We start from the raw sequence: 13,271 nt of genomic DNA, 5'->3' as shown, positions 1-13,271 counted from the left end.
ACCCATCGCAGCCTCGTACCTCGGCAGCGACTACAGGTTTTTGCACAGCTCAAGCGTGGGTCAAATACCAGCGCCAGTCCTGCTCACCCACTTCAGCGTTGAACAGCCGGTACTCCTGCCACTTGATGGCCAGGTAGACCTTGATAAACCCCTCCCCCAACGCTTCCCGTGCCCAGCTTGAACGCTCCAGTGCCAGCAGCGCAGTGAGCCAGTCGGTGGGCAGAAAGTCAGTCGCCTGCTCATAGCCATTACCCACAATCGGCGCACCCGGATCGATCTGCTGACGGATGCCGAGATGGATCCCTGCCAGCAACGCAGCCGCCGCCAGATACGGGTTGGCGTCGGCGCCGCAGATGCGGTGTTCGATGTGCCGACTCTGCGCAGGCCCGCCAGGCACTCGAAATGACACGGTGCGATTGTTTACGCCCCAACTCTTGGCCAGCGGCGCATAACTGCTGGCCTGAAAGCGTCGGTACGAGTTGGCGTGAGGGCAAAAGATCGCCAGCGAATCCGTCAGGGTGTGCATCATCCCGCCGATGGAATGGCGCAGCAGCGGCGTACCGTGAGGGTCATCACTGGCGTAGAGGTTGTGCCCCTGTTCATCGGCCAGGCTCACGTGCAGGTGCAAACCGCTGCCCGCCTGATCGCTGAACGGCTTGGCCATAAAACAGGCCTGTAGCCCGTGCTTGTTGGCCACCCCTTTGACCAAACGCTTGTAGCGCACGCCTTCATCGATGGCCTGCAGTGCGTCGAAACGATGCTCAAGGGTCAGCTCGACCTGACCGGGCGCGTACTCGGAAATTGCCGTGCGCACCGGCAAGCCTTGCGCTTCGCAGGCGGCATACAGGTCGTCCAGAAACGGCTGTAGCTGCTCAAGCTCGTAAACTCCGTAGACCTGCGGCGCCTGCGGGCGCACGCCATTGGCTTGCAGTGCCGGTTGCGGGCGGCCATTGGCGTCACGTTGGCGGTCGAGCAAATAAAATTCCAGCTCAACCGCCATCACCGGGTGGTAACCGTCGGCCTTGAGCCGGTCAATGGTCTGCGCAAGCACATGCCGGGGATCAGCCGGGGCCGCTGGCAAGCCCTGTTCGGGGTGCATGCTCACCTGCAACTGGCCGGTCGGCGTGGTGCGCCAGGGTTGCACGGTCAGACTGCCGGGCAACGGGTATGTCCAGCAATCTGCGTCGGCCACGTCCCAGACCAGCCCGGTGCTTTCAACGTCTTCACCCAGAAGGGTCAACGCCAGAATCGAACTGGGCAGCGGTCGCCCGTTGTCGTAAATGGCCAGCAGCTCATCGCGGTGCAACAACTTGCCACGCGGCACGCCGTTGGCGTCGATCAGGAACAGCTCGATGCTGCGCACCTGCGGGTTGGCAGCCAAAAAGGCTTCAGCTTCTTTTCTATCGGCAAATTGCATTTCAAACCTCGTGAGTGGCGACGCGAGCACCCGGCAGCGCCAGCAAGGTGCTCAGCGCCTGATCCAGTTCGCCAATTAAACGTTCGACATCCGCCGCGCTGGTGGACGGGCAGCACAGGGTCATGTTGTGGAACGGCGTGATGAGAATCCCGCGGTTGATCAGGTACAGGTGCAAGGCCATTTGCAGGCTGTCATGGAACGCCGCCTCGGCTTGCGCGCCGGTTTTGGGGGGCGTGGCACAGAACTGGAACTCGCAGCGTGCGCCCAATTCCGTCACCGACCAGTGCAGGCCGTGCTGTTTAAACACGCCCCGCAGCCCTTGGGCCAGGTCGGCTGCCAGCGGCAACATGTGCTGGTAAGCCTGTTCGGTCATGACCTCCTGCAAATTGGCGCGCATGCAATGCATGGCCAGGGCATTGGCTGACAAGGTCGTGCCCATGCCGCTGTGGCCATGCCCGGTGCTTTGCTCAGCGTTTTGTTGTTGCACGGCCTGCATCACCGCCGCGACTTCTTGGGTAAACCCGAATACCGCGCAGGGCACGCCCCCGGCAATCGGCTTGCCGACCACAAAAAAGTCCGGCTGCAAGTCCCACAGGCGGGTACAACCGCCCATGCCGGTGGAGATGGTGTGGGTTTCATCGATGATCAGCAGGCTGCCATAGCGGCGCGTCAGTTCACGGCACTTTTGCATAAAGCCGTCTGCGGGCAGGACCATGCCGATATTGGTCATCGCCGGTTCGCACAACAGCGCACAGACATCGCCCTGCGCCAGCGCCGCCTCAAGGGCGTCGACGTCATTGAAGGGGATCGACCGGCTGTACTGGGTCAGGTCGTAGGCCTGGCCGACCAGACCGGAACGGTGCACTGTCGCGCCCTCGCGATTACGCACCATCACGTCATCCACAGTGCCGTGGTAGCAGCCGTCGAACACCAGCAGTGTCTTGCGTTGAGTGATCGCCCTCGCCCAGCGCACCACGTAGCGGTTGGCATCGGTGGCCGTCGCGGTCACCTGCCAAAACGGCAAGCCAAAGCGCTCGGCAAGCAGCTCGCCGCAGACCACCGCATCTTCGCCGGGGAGCATGGTGGTCAGGCCTCTGTGGGCTTGTTCGACCATGGCGCGGGCAATCGGCTCGGGGGAATGTCCGAACATGCTGCCGGTATCGCCCAGGCAAAAATCGACGTATTCATGGCCATCGACATCGGTGAAACGTGCGCCTTTGGCCTGCTGCACAAACAGCGGCGTAGGCATTGACCAGTCACTCATCCAGTGCATGGGCACACCGTTGTACAGGTTGGCCCGGGCCCGCTCTGCCAGCGCAATCGACTTGGGGTTGTTCTGGATAAAACGCTCGCGTTCGGTCGCTGCGAACGCTTCAACCGCTGATTCGCTAATTCCACTGATCGACATGCTTAAGTCCTTTTTGCTGCGTGTTGTTGTTAGTTGCCAGCCGAGAGGCCGCAATCGATGGCCAGATCGGCGCCGGTAATCGAGCGCGCACCGGGCTGGCTCAAGAAAAACGCCAGTTCGGCGATTTCCTGCGCCTGAATAAAACGCGCACGCGCACCCTGCGGGTACTTGTCCAGCAAGGCTCGATAATAGCCTTGCGTATCGCCTTGGCCGTATTGCTCGGCCTGAAACCTGAGCATCGGGGTCTCGATATCGCCGGGGGAAATCGCGTTGCAACGCACGCCAAAGGGCGCCAAATCCAGCGCCAGGGTTTTGCTCAGCAACGTCACCCCGCCTTTACTGGCGCAATACGCGGCGGCGTTTTTATTGCCTTGGCGTCCGGCATCGCTGGAAATATTCACAATGCTGCCTTCAGATTCCTTTAAGTACGGGATGGCCGCAGCGCACATAAAAAAAGTGCCCTTGAGGTTCACATCCAGCACCAGATCAAAGTCTTCTTCGCTGCATTCCTCTACAGGGCCTTCACGCCAGACACCGGCGGCGTTGATCAGCACATCCAGACGCCCCATGGCCGCCATCGCAGCGGCAACCACCGCTTTACACGCTGCGGGGCGGCGAATATCGGCTTGGTAGTCAACTTCTAAAGCCGTGAGATCGGTGGCGAAGACCTTGCAGCCCTGCTTTGTAAAATGCTCAACCAGCGCCCGCCCGACGCCGCCTGCGGCACCGGTCACCAGTACTGAAACAGTGGACTCAGACATTCAGGGCGCCTTGTTTTCGATCAGACAATTGCCGCCATCCACCACCAGCACTTCGCCGGTGATGTAGCTGGCCTCGGATGACGCCAAAAACGCCACGGCGCTGGCCACTTCTCGCGGGTCGCCTGCACGGCCTATGGGCACGTAACGTGCGGCTTCTGCTTCTTCGGGCGTGCTGGAGCCGGTGGCGATCCAGCCGGGGGCCACCGCATTGACGGTGATGCCGTGGCTGGCCACTTCCAGGGCAAGACCCATGTTCATCCCGAGCATGCCGGCCTTGGCCGCGCTGTAAGCCGACTCGCCGGGGTTGCTGCCGCGCGTGCCAGTGGTCGAGCTGATATTGACGATGCGCCCGTAGCCACGGGCTTTCATGCCCGGCAACACGGCGCGGGTGAGCAAAAAGGCGCTGGTCAGGTTACGCGCCAGCGACAGGTTCCAGGTGTGTAAATCCATGCTCGCCAGTTCACTGAACGGTTCCGGGCTGCCCTGCATGGCCATGCCGGCGTTGTTCACCAGAATGTCGATGCGCCCCCAGAGGCTTTCGGCCCACTGCCCCAGCTCATGCACTTGGTGTTCATCGGTCAGGTCTGCGACCCGGCCGTGGGCGTCAAAGCCTTCTGCGCGCAGCTCTGCGACCCGTTCAGCAATGCGCGCGCTACTGGCGGTAATGATCAGCTTGACCCCGGCCGCCCCCAACCTGCGGGCAATGGCCATGCCGATACCCCGTTCGCTACCGGCGCCACTGACGAGCGCGACGCGCCCCTGATCATTCACCTTGAACATGCTGCATCCCACCTGCGGTTGTGATGGGACTGGAATTTAGGTTCATAAAGCTGATAAAAAAAGACGATTATCATCAACAAAACTGACAACCCATGGCCTTCACCAGCGAAACACTCAAGGTTTTCCTCGCCGTCGTCGACAGCGGTTCGTTTTCTGCGGCAGCGCGCAAGCTCGGTCGCGTACCTTCAGCGGTGAGTATGGCGGTGTCACAACTGGAGGCCGAACTGGACCTGGTGCTGTTCGACCGCTCGACCCGAAAAGCCATCCCCACCCCCGCTGCCCGCGCATTGGAGCCGCAGGCCAGGCAGGTCGCCAGCCAATTGAACCTGCTCGATGCCCATGCCTTGCAACTGCATCAAGGGCTGGAGCAACGCTTTATCGTGGCCATGGCCCCGGAGCTGCAAACCGGGGTCTGGAGCCGCCCGCTGGCGACGCTGGCCAGGGAATTTCCCACCCTGGAAATCGAGGTCCGTTCGGCTTCGCAGTCCCAGGCCATTCGCATGCTGCACGAGGGCACGGTGCAACTGGCGCTGGTTTTTGAGCGTCCGGGTATTGATGAGCGCGAAACCTTTCTCGAAGCCGGCAGCCAGTTGCTGGTGGCCGTGGTGTCGCCAGACCACCCTGCGGGTGGCGAGCAAAAAAGCCCGCTGCGTGAAGAAGAGCTGGTCAATACCCGGCAGATTATCGTCGCCACCGACGAGCCCACCGGCTCCGACCCGCGGGTGGTGCTGTCACGCCGCGTGTGGTTGAGCGACAGCTACCTGGCGACCCTTGATCTGGTACAAGCCGGAGTCGGCTGGGCATGGTTGCCGCGACCGTTGGTGCAACCCTTGATTGCAACCGGTGCGCTGACCGAAGTGGTGTTTGACAACATGGCCAGCCAGATGCGCTTGTGGGTCGACATCGTCTGGGTCAAAAACCGCCCGCTGGGGTTAGGCGCCAGCCGCTACCTGGCGCTGATGCGCGAGATGGTCAACAACGAACCGCGCCGCTCGTAGCTCTGCAACACCGTCACCTGATCTGCCGCCCCGTCTTCGACGCCGCGCTGTCGCGCAGCAAACAGGCCAGCGAGTGTCTTCAGCATCCCCCAATCGGTTCCCTCTCCTTCGGGAGAGGGACTCTTAGATCAAAAGATCGCGCGGCAAGCTCGCTCTTATCAAAAAGAAAATAAGTGATTGATTCTAAAGGCTTTGTAGGAGCGAGCTTGCTCGCGATCTGTTGATCTTGATCTGGCTTGTGATCTTGATCCAAGAGGCCCCGTTAAACCACGCTGGCCGAACGCAGGTTTTGCGCAGTGGGTAACCCGGCAGGACGCCGGGTTAGCCGCGACACGGCCAAGGATGGCCGATCGCGGCGGGCCCACGGAACAAGGCCTGTGGTGAGGGTATGCCGAGCCTTAGCGAGGCACCGAGTGGTGGGGCAAAAAGCGTTTGGCCACTTTGCGCTTTTCAAAGTGGCACGGCGTAAGGCCGGAACCCTAAGTGGCCGTTGCCGCAGCAACGGATATGTACATCAAAGCAAAAGCCCCTCACCCTAGCCCTCTCCCGAAGGAGAGGGAACCAATTGGGGGATGCTGAAGATATTCAGTGGCCTGTTTGCTGCGCGGCAGCACGGTGTTGTAGACGAGCCCCTTAAGTGCCTCGTTCGAAAATAGCGCCCTCGATGCCCAGTACTTCGCGGGTGTCGGCATAGATGCCCACGCCCTTCTCCCAGACTTTTTTGATCACGCCATCCGCGCAGCGAATGCGATAGCTCAATTCAAACGGTTCGCCGCGCGTCAGGGCGTATTGCACTTCGCGCCAGACGTAATCGGCGTCTTGCTCCAGGATCAAGCTGTTGTAGGTGAATTCATGGTTGTCCACCAGACGCTCCGGCGGGTAGCCGGTCAGGCGCAAGCACCCGGCGCTGACAAATTCCATGGTCCAGTCGCGGTTGTTGCGCCCGCGATAAATCAACCCCGGCATGCTGTCGAGCAAACTCGCGCTGCTGCGCTGGCTGGCCTGCAGGGCAATCTCGCGGCGTTTGTGTGCGGTGACGTCGCCTGCCACCAGATAAAACCCGCCAGGCCCACGCTTGAGGCTTACCTCCAGCCAGCGCAATTCGCCTGAGGGATGAACAAAGCGCAAGCGCTGGCTGAACGTGGTGGCCGGGCGCCGTTGCAACTCCAGCAGGGCCTGACGCCATAACGAGCGGTCTTCACGGTGCACGTAGTCGATCAGGTTGCGCTGCGCCGGCGGCTGGTCCATCAATTCGACCCAGGCCCGGTTGAAGTGAACGATTTGCCCGTTGTCGCGAAGCTCCAGCAGCGCCGCCGCAAAGCCGTCCATCAGCGTCCACGACAGCACCTGCGGCTGTGTTTCTCGTCGTTCCATCATTTAGTGACGCTCCTCGGACCGGTTCGATGCCCCGTTATGCACCCAGGCTGCCAGTTCGAGGCGTGAGTGCAGGCTGAGCTTTTGCAGCAGGTTCTTCACGTAGATCTTCACCGTGCCGTCGCTGATCCCGAGTTTGCGGCCGATCTGTTTATTGCTCATGCCCGCCGCAATCAGCGCCAGAGTCTGGCCTTCACGCTCGGTCAGGTGACTTGTGTCCAACGGGTCGCACGCACTCACCGCCTCGTTTTGATCGGCAAGCAAAGCAATCAAGGTGGAATCCAGAACAATCGCGCCCTTGTTGCAATTGCGCATGTAGGCCAGCAAGGCATCGGGTTCGGTTTCTTTGAGCACATAACCGCTTGCGCCCAAGCGCAATGCACTGAGCAACTCGCTACGGTCCATGGACGCGGTCAGCACCACGATCTGGCACTCCAGGCGCAACTGGCGCAGTTCGTCGAGCACTTGCAAGCCGCTCAGGCCGGGCATGTGCAAATCCAGCAGGACTTGCTGCGGTGCCAGGCTGACGGCCAGGTTGATGCCCTCACGCCCACTGGCGGCCTGCCCGACCACTTCGAAGTCGTCACTGGCACTGAACAGCTGCGCCAGGCCCTTGCGAAACAGCGGATGATCATCGATCAGCAATAAGGTGGTGCTCTGCATCGAAACTCCCCTCTGGCACGTCTGGATGGCCGACCAGCGCAAGGTGCACACGCACCCCGTGCGGGCGGTTGGCGTCGATGCTCAAACGCGCGCCAATGCTGGCCGCCCGCTCGCGAATGATCGCCAGACCAAAATGGTTTTCTTCACCGGATGCAGGGCTCAGGCCGATGCCGTCGTCTTCGACCGATACCGATACCTCGCCGCCCTGGCTTTGCCGCAGTTCAATGCGCACATGCCGCGCGTGCGAGTGGCGCACTGCATTGGCCAGCGCCTCGCGGATGATCTGCAGCACCTGCAATTCGGTTTCCGCGCTCAAGGCATTGTCGGCCAGGCGGTTATCCAGCTCGAAGACGATGATGCAACGCCGGGAAAACTCTGCCACCGAGTCTGCCAGGGCCTGACGCAACGAGCGCCCGTCCATGGTCAGTCGGGCGCTGGTGATCAGCTCGCGCACCTGGCGCTGTAACTGGCTCAAACCGCTGCGCAGCTCCTGGAGCACCGCGCCCGCCTGTTCAGGCGTGTTGATCTGCGCGTGCAGCACCCGCGCCTGAAACGACAGATAACCCAACTGCTGGGCCACGGAGTCGTGCAGCTCGCGGGCCAGGGCCGCGTGCTGCGAGGTGGCCTGTTTGCGCTGTTGCTCCCGGCTGTAGCCGCGCACGCGCAGGGTGACGCTGAGCCCCTGGGCAACTTCGTTCAACAACTGGCGCCAACTGCCATCGGCCGCCCGCGGGGTGTCCAGCAACAGCCATCCAGATGGCACATCGGCGGCCGCCGTGACACACAACAGCCGCTGCACGCCACGCCGCCGACACGGGACACAGGCATGTGCGGTGTCAGTTGCCGGGTGATCGAGCAACGGGCAACCGGCCACTGCCGGGCAACGCTTGAGCACACCGCAATGCGAGGTCTGCGGCCCCTCCTCGGCGAGCATCAGATCAAGTCTGGCCATCGGTAGCAGTGCTTCAAAACGGTCCAAAAAATCGCTCACGGCACTGTCCACGTGCAACTGACTCAAGGGCAGTTCGATCAGCAGCTTGCGCACGCTGCTTGCCTGTTCAGGGCGGACACGCCCCAACCAGAGCGGCCACCATCGCGATCGTGTTTGCACTCTCGTTAACTCCCTGTGAACCCACGCAAACACGAGCAACTTCCGTGCCCCTGAGGCCCGCCACGCTTGGCTTATCTCCAAAGAGGTAGCCCTTTGGCCAGATTGAGAAGATTTTCCCCTTAGGAAACTATCTTCCCCAACAGGAAACACAAAACGCCACTTTCGCCCTGTTTACTCGGGGTGGATCAGCCAGGACAGCCCACATGACGGATAGCCTCAATGCCGCCCTCGAGCAACGCCACAGCCTGCCGCGCTATCAGGCGGCGCCCCTTGGCGCCAATGCCCGCCAGCACCTCGTGGTCATGCAAAGCACCGCAGCCAGTGCCCCCTTTGTCAGCGAACTGGAGCCGGCTCAGGTGTTGAACGCCGAACACCCGGACTTTGCCCGACGCCTGCAACAGCTTCTGGGCAGTGCCACGGTGGGCAGCCACCTCTACGTGATGGGCGACGAAGCGTTTATGTGGCGCATCCACGGTCTGGCCCGCGACGCCGGGCTCGAAGAACAGGAAATCGACCTCAGCCATACCCTCAGCGGCCCGCGCCAGGTGTATTGCGTGCATTGCGGCCTGCTCCAGGCCGCCTCGCCCACCGCGCAACTGGCGTGCCTGGGCTGTGACGTCGAGCTGGAAGTGCGCGAGCATTTTTCCCGGCGGCTGGGCGCGTACATCGGCGTGTGCCGCAACCCGGACCAACCGTATGCAGGAGCGCACTCATGAGCCGCCCGCTGCAGGTGCAGGTCAGCGCCACGCGGATGCTCACCGAAGCCGTGCGCGAGTTCACCTTCACGCCGAGCTCGGGCCACTTGCCGGCGTTCTCCCCCGGCAGCCATGTGCAAGTCCATTTACCATTGGCCACAGGCACGTTGCGCAATGCCTATTCCCTGACCAGCGACCCGGCCGACAACCGCCACTACCGGATTGCCGTACGCCTGCAAGAACACTCACGCGGCGGCTCGCGTTTTCTGCACCGCGAGGTGCAGGTGGGCGACACCCTGCAACTGTCGGCCCCGGCCAACCTGTTTGCCCTGCACTCGACCGCCAGCCTGCACATATTGATTGCCGGTGGCATCGGCATCACCCCGTTCATGGCCTACATCGCGGCCCTGGAACAGCGCCAGGCAAACTTCGAATTGCACTACGTGTATCGCCAGGGCCAGAGCGATGCCTATGTCGACGAGTTGCAACAGCGCCTTGGCACGCGCCTGCACACCTATAACCAACGGCCCGACCTGAACCACATCCTGCGCCAGCGGCCACTGGGCAGCCACGTTTACAGCTGCGGCCCGCAACCCTTGCTCGATGCCGTTCGCCAGCAGGCTAACGCCCTCGGTTGGCCCGCACAGCGGGTGCACTGGGAGGCCTTCAGCGCAGCGCAGCCCGGCCAGCCGTTTGACGTGAATCTGCTGCGCAGCGCCCGGCAACTGCGGGTCGGCGCCGAGCAAAGCCTGCTCGAAGCCCTGGAAGCCGCCGGGCTCAACGTGCCCAACCTGTGCCGTGGCGGTGTGTGCGGCCAATGCAAGGTGCGCCACAGCGGTGGCGCCATCGAGCACCGCGACAGTTTTCTGAGCCCCGCCGAGCAAGCCGAATTTTTAATGCCCTGCGTCTCGCGCGGCCACCCTTGCGTATCGCTGGATCTCTAGGAGGAGTAGACCATGCTCACCCCATCAAGCCCCGTGCTCAGCTACCGCGACGACTTCAGCTTTCGCAATAGCCCGGCCGCCATTCGCCGCTTCCCTTTCCCGTTCACCGAAGACAGCTACCTGTACTCGGTGAACATCGAACCCGCCACCTCCCGTGACCCCGGTTCGATTTATCACTGCGCATTCGACATTGACGAACACTACCGCTCGGAAATGGCCGAACGCGCCCAGGTGCTGGACAAAGACCCGCGCCGTTATCTGGTCCTGACACACATGCAGGTGGCCGCCTGGGATGCTCTGCAACTGTTGATGGAAAGCCTCGCTGGCGATTACCCGCAGTGGTTCGTGCTCAATCGTGACGGCGAGCGCTGGCACTGGCGCAACCTGTTGCTGGACATTGATCAGCACTTTGTTTTCGGGGACGCCAGCAGCTTGCCGTGCGAGCCGCTGGAGTTTATCGGGCGCCAGGTACAAGGCGACTTCGCCCTGCTCGATCAACGTGACAACGACTTGTTTATGGATGCGGGCATCGTCACCAGCCCGGCCGACTGGTCGCTGGCCTTTGACGCCGGCATGAGCTTCAAACAGTGGCATTCGCCGGTGCCGATGGCCCATCAAATGGGCATTTTCGAACGGGCCCTGAAATACCTGCTCAACCTGCAAACAGGCCAGCCGGTAAGGCGCCTGAACTGGACGCTGACGATCAAGCCGCGCCTGGATTCATCGCCCGAGACCTTTCACGAATGGGGCGCCGACCGCGGCCGCATCACCGCTGACAACGTCGGCCAGGAGGTGCACCTGCGCGTCGAGCTGCAAGTGATGCTGCGCCTGCCGCGCAGCAACGCGGTGATGTTCAGCATTCGTACCTACCTGATCAGCCTGCAAGAACTGGTGACCCAGCCCGGCTGGGGTTGCCGCCTGCACCGGGTGCTGCGCGACCTGCCCGAGCCGATTGCCGATTACAAGGGCATGACCCGCTACCGCCAGACCCTGGTTGAGTGGCTGGCGCAATTCGATCCGCAGAGTTGACCTCTGCCTCCTGACCCCCTTCCTCCAGACAAGGATTTTCACATGGCTCATTCATGGCGTATTTCTGCACTGGCCGAGCGTCACCGCGCACTCGGCTCCCACCTCGAAGACTGGAACGGCATGGGCACCGCCTGGACCTATGCCAGCCCGCTGGCCGATCACCATGAAGCGATCCGCACCCGCGCAGGCTTGATGGACGTGTCGGGGCTGAAAAAAGTCCACTACGTCGGCCCGCATGCCGAGAGCCTGCTGCAATGGGCGACCACCCGCGACATTGCCAAGCTCTACCCCGGCAAGTCGGTGTACGCCTCGATGCTCGACGAAGAAGGCAAGTTCGTCGATGACTGCATCGTTTACCGCACCGGGCCCAACGCGTTCATGGTGGTACACGGCGCAGGCACCGGCTACGAAATGCTCGTGCGTTCGGCGCAAGGTCGGCAAGTGGCGGTGCTGTTTGATGACGACCTGCACGACCTGTCGTTGCAAGGGCCGCTGGCGGTGGATTTTCTGGCGGAATACGTGCCGGGCATTCGCCAGCTGCCGTACTTCCACCACCTGCAAACCCGCCTGTTTGACCGCCCGGTGATGATTTCCCGGACCGGCTACACCGGCGAGCGCGGCTACGAAATCTTCTGCAAGGCCGCCGACGCACCGGCCATCTGGGACGCGATAGTCGAGCACGGCGCCGGCATGGGCATCATCCCGTGTGCCTTTACCGCGCTGGACTGGCTGCGGGTCGAAAGCGCACTGATGTTCTTCCCGTATGACAACTCGCAGATGTATCCCTTCGCCGACCAAAAGGCCGGGGACACGCTGTGGGAGATGGGCCTGGACTTCACCGTCTCCCCCGACAAACGCGAGTTTCGCGGCGCCGAAGAGCACTTTCGTTTACGCGGCAAAGAACGCTTCAAGATCGCTGGCGTGCTGCTCGACGGCGAACGCCCCGCCGAGGCGGGCGACACCCTGTGGCAAGGCGACAAACAGGTCGGGGTCATCACCTGCGCCATGTACTCGCGCCTGAGCAAACGCTCGATGGCGATAGCCCGTCTGAGTGTCGACTGCGCTCCCCCCGGCACACCGTTGCAGGTGCGCGGCAGCCTCAATGCCAGCGCCGTCAGCCACGCCCTGCCCTTCGACGACCCGCAAAAAACCAAGCGCACGGCCAAAGGCTGATCCGCCCATTTTTTCCCTCGGAGCCTTTGATGAACACTTCGACCGAACATTACATCCTCAAGATCAACTGCCCGGCGACCTCCGGCATCGTTGCTGCAATCAGCGACTGCCTGGCCCGCCAGCAGTGCTACATCAGTGAACTGGCGCAGTTTGACGACGAGTTCACCGGGCAGTTTTTCATGCGTGCGGTGTTCCGTTTCAACAACGGCGTCACCGGTGACATAGACGCCTTGCGTGCCGGGCTGGGCGCTCTGGCCGGTGGTTTTGACATGCAGTGGCAACTGTTCTGCTCCAGCCAGCCCACCCGCGTGCTGCTGATGGTGAGCAAGTTCGACCACTGCCTGACCGACCTGCTGTACCGCCACCGCAAGGGCGAACTGGACATGCAGATCACCGCCGTGGTGTCCAACCACCTGGACCTGCGGGCTATGGCCGAACGCGAAGGTATTCGCTTCATTTACCTGCCAATCACAAAAGACAACAAGGCCCGCCAGGAAGCCGAGCTGATGCGCATTGTCGACGAGACCGGAACTGACCTGGTGGTGCTCGCCCGCTACATGCAGATCCTGTCTGACACCTTGTGCCAGCAACTGTCGGGCCGGGCGATCAACATCCACCACTCGTTCCTCCCCGGTTTCAAAGGCGCCAAGCCCTATCACCAGGCGTACGACCGTGGCGTCAAGCTGATCGGCGCCACCGCCCACTACGTGACCAGCGACCTCGACGAAGGGCCGATCATCGAGCAGGAAATCCAGCGCGTTGATCACACCCACCTGCCCGACTCGCTGGTTGCCATCGGCCGCGACACCGAAACCGTGGCCCTTTCCAAAGCGCTGAAGTACCACCTGGAACACCGGGTGTTCATCAACCAGGACAAGACAGTGATCTTTCGCTGATTTCCCCTTACCCGAGGCACGA

13 protein-coding genes are annotated in these 13,271 nt (G+C 62.0%); 6 read left to right on the top strand and 7 right to left on the bottom strand.

Annotation, left to right across the window (positions count from 1 at the left end):
- Positions 1 to 49: 49 nt before the first annotated feature.
- From GHO32_RS11355 to GHO32_RS11340, 4 genes are read right to left on the bottom strand one after another with little or no spacing between them, the layout of a single operon-like run.
- Positions 50 to 1,417 carry a glutamine synthetase family protein gene (locus GHO32_RS11355; protein WP_153336050.1) on the bottom strand — a complete coding sequence of 456 codons (1,368 nt, stop codon included), beginning with the start codon at positions 1,415 to 1,417 and terminating at the stop codon, positions 50 to 52.
- 1 nt (position 1,418) lies between these two features.
- Positions 1,419 to 2,825 (bottom strand): aspartate aminotransferase family protein, encoded by a 1,407-nt coding sequence (locus tag GHO32_RS11350; RefSeq protein WP_153336051.1) that lies wholly within the window; start codon positions 2,823 to 2,825, stop codon positions 1,419 to 1,421.
- A 29-nt stretch (positions 2,826 to 2,854) separates the two neighbouring features.
- A complete protein-coding gene (locus GHO32_RS11345) occupies positions 2,855 to 3,586 on the bottom strand; it encodes an SDR family NAD(P)-dependent oxidoreductase (protein ID WP_153336052.1) in 732 nt (243 codons plus the stop codon).
- On the bottom strand, positions 3,587 to 4,366 hold the full coding sequence (locus GHO32_RS11340) for an SDR family NAD(P)-dependent oxidoreductase (protein ID WP_153336053.1): 780 nt from the start codon (positions 4,364 to 4,366) through the stop codon (positions 3,587 to 3,589).
- A 92-nt stretch (positions 4,367 to 4,458) separates the two neighbouring features.
- On the opposite strand from GHO32_RS11340, the gene GHO32_RS11335 reads away from it, so the two are divergent.
- On the top strand, positions 4,459 to 5,364 hold the full coding sequence (locus GHO32_RS11335; RefSeq protein WP_153336054.1) for a LysR family transcriptional regulator: 906 nt from the start codon (positions 4,459 to 4,461) through the stop codon (positions 5,362 to 5,364).
- Between the two features lie 633 nt (positions 5,365 to 5,997).
- Here GHO32_RS11335 and GHO32_RS11330 read toward each other — a convergent pair.
- The 3 genes from GHO32_RS11330 to GHO32_RS11320 are packed head-to-tail and all read right to left on the bottom strand — an operon-like array spanning position 5,998 to position 8,446.
- Positions 5,998 to 6,741 carry a PAS domain-containing protein gene (locus tag GHO32_RS11330; protein ID WP_153336055.1) on the bottom strand — a complete coding sequence of 248 codons (744 nt, stop codon included), beginning with the start codon at positions 6,739 to 6,741 and terminating at the stop codon, positions 5,998 to 6,000.
- Positions 6,742 to 7,401 (bottom strand): response regulator, encoded by a 660-nt coding sequence (locus GHO32_RS11325; RefSeq protein WP_048369121.1) that lies wholly within the window; start codon positions 7,399 to 7,401, stop codon positions 6,742 to 6,744. It lies immediately after the preceding gene.
- Positions 7,370 to 8,446 carry an ATP-binding protein gene (locus GHO32_RS11320; protein ID WP_368668447.1) on the bottom strand — a complete coding sequence of 359 codons (1,077 nt, stop codon included), beginning with the start codon at positions 8,444 to 8,446 and terminating at the stop codon, positions 7,370 to 7,372. Before GHO32_RS11320 ends, GHO32_RS11325 begins: the two co-directional genes overlap by 32 nt.
- A 269-nt stretch (positions 8,447 to 8,715) precedes the next feature.
- Between GHO32_RS11320 and GHO32_RS11315 the strand changes: the two genes are divergently transcribed.
- The 5 genes from GHO32_RS11315 to purU are packed head-to-tail and all read left to right on the top strand — an operon-like array spanning position 8,716 to position 13,249.
- Positions 8,716 to 9,228: a dimethylamine monooxygenase subunit DmmA family protein gene (locus GHO32_RS11315; RefSeq protein ID WP_153336057.1), complete on the top strand. Its 513-nt coding sequence runs from the start codon at positions 8,716 to 8,718 to the stop codon at positions 9,226 to 9,228.
- Positions 9,225 to 10,151, top strand: a complete 927-nt coding sequence (locus GHO32_RS11310) for a PDR/VanB family oxidoreductase (protein ID WP_153338220.1) — start codon at positions 9,225 to 9,227, stop codon at positions 10,149 to 10,151. Before GHO32_RS11315 ends, GHO32_RS11310 begins: the two co-directional genes overlap by 4 nt.
- A 12-nt stretch (positions 10,152 to 10,163) precedes the next feature.
- Complete coding sequence (locus GHO32_RS11305; protein WP_153336941.1) at positions 10,164 to 11,180, top strand: DUF3445 domain-containing protein; 1,017 nt, start codon at positions 10,164 to 10,166, stop codon at positions 11,178 to 11,180.
- Positions 11,181 to 11,222: 42 nt separating this feature from the next.
- Positions 11,223 to 12,353, top strand: a complete 1,131-nt coding sequence (locus tag GHO32_RS11300; RefSeq protein ID WP_153336940.1) for an aminomethyltransferase family protein — start codon at positions 11,223 to 11,225, stop codon at positions 12,351 to 12,353.
- Between the two features lie 29 nt (positions 12,354 to 12,382).
- Positions 12,383 to 13,249 carry a formyltetrahydrofolate deformylase gene (purU, locus tag GHO32_RS11295; protein ID WP_153336939.1) on the top strand — a complete coding sequence of 289 codons (867 nt, stop codon included), beginning with the start codon at positions 12,383 to 12,385 and terminating at the stop codon, positions 13,247 to 13,249.
- The last annotated feature ends 22 nt before the right edge of the window (positions 13,250 to 13,271 follow it).

The sequence above is a fragment of the Pseudomonas sp. FSL R10-2189 genome (assembly GCF_009600325.1).
Taxonomy (GTDB): domain Bacteria; phylum Pseudomonadota; class Gammaproteobacteria; order Pseudomonadales; family Pseudomonadaceae; genus Aquipseudomonas; species Aquipseudomonas helleri.
The sequence above is the reverse complement of the archived record's forward strand: the minus strand, read 5'-3'. Positions and strand labels throughout refer to the sequence as shown.

What these genes read in the sequence shown, in the direction of transcription:
- GHO32_RS11355 (WP_153336050.1), bottom strand. Translation starts at nt 1,417, where the DNA reads ATGCAATTTGCCGATAGAAAAGAAGCTGAAGCCTTTTTGGCTGCCAAC.
- GHO32_RS11350 (WP_153336051.1), bottom strand. Translation starts at nt 2,825, where the DNA reads ATGTCGATCAGTGGAATTAGCGAATCAGCGGTTGAAGCGTTCGCAGCG.
- GHO32_RS11345 (WP_153336052.1), bottom strand. Translation starts at nt 3,586, where the DNA reads ATGTCTGAGTCCACTGTTTCAGTACTGGTGACCGGTGCCGCAGGCGGC.
- GHO32_RS11340 (WP_153336053.1), bottom strand. Translation starts at nt 4,366, where the DNA reads ATGTTCAAGGTGAATGATCAGGGGCGCGTCGCGCTCGTCAGTGGCGCC.
- GHO32_RS11335 (WP_153336054.1), top strand. Translation starts at nt 4,459, where the DNA reads ATGGCCTTCACCAGCGAAACACTCAAGGTTTTCCTCGCCGTCGTCGAC.
- GHO32_RS11330 (WP_153336055.1), bottom strand. Translation starts at nt 6,741, where the DNA reads ATGATGGAACGACGAGAAACACAGCCGCAGGTGCTGTCGTGGACGCTG.
- GHO32_RS11325 (WP_048369121.1), bottom strand. Translation starts at nt 7,401, where the DNA reads ATGCAGAGCACCACCTTATTGCTGATCGATGATCATCCGCTGTTTCGC.
- GHO32_RS11315 (WP_153336057.1), top strand. Translation starts at nt 8,716, where the DNA reads ATGACGGATAGCCTCAATGCCGCCCTCGAGCAACGCCACAGCCTGCCG.
- GHO32_RS11310 (WP_153338220.1), top strand. Translation starts at nt 9,225, where the DNA reads ATGAGCCGCCCGCTGCAGGTGCAGGTCAGCGCCACGCGGATGCTCACC.
- GHO32_RS11305 (WP_153336941.1), top strand. Translation starts at nt 10,164, where the DNA reads ATGCTCACCCCATCAAGCCCCGTGCTCAGCTACCGCGACGACTTCAGC.
- GHO32_RS11300 (WP_153336940.1), top strand. Translation starts at nt 11,223, where the DNA reads ATGGCTCATTCATGGCGTATTTCTGCACTGGCCGAGCGTCACCGCGCA.
- purU (WP_153336939.1), top strand. Translation starts at nt 12,383, where the DNA reads ATGAACACTTCGACCGAACATTACATCCTCAAGATCAACTGCCCGGCG.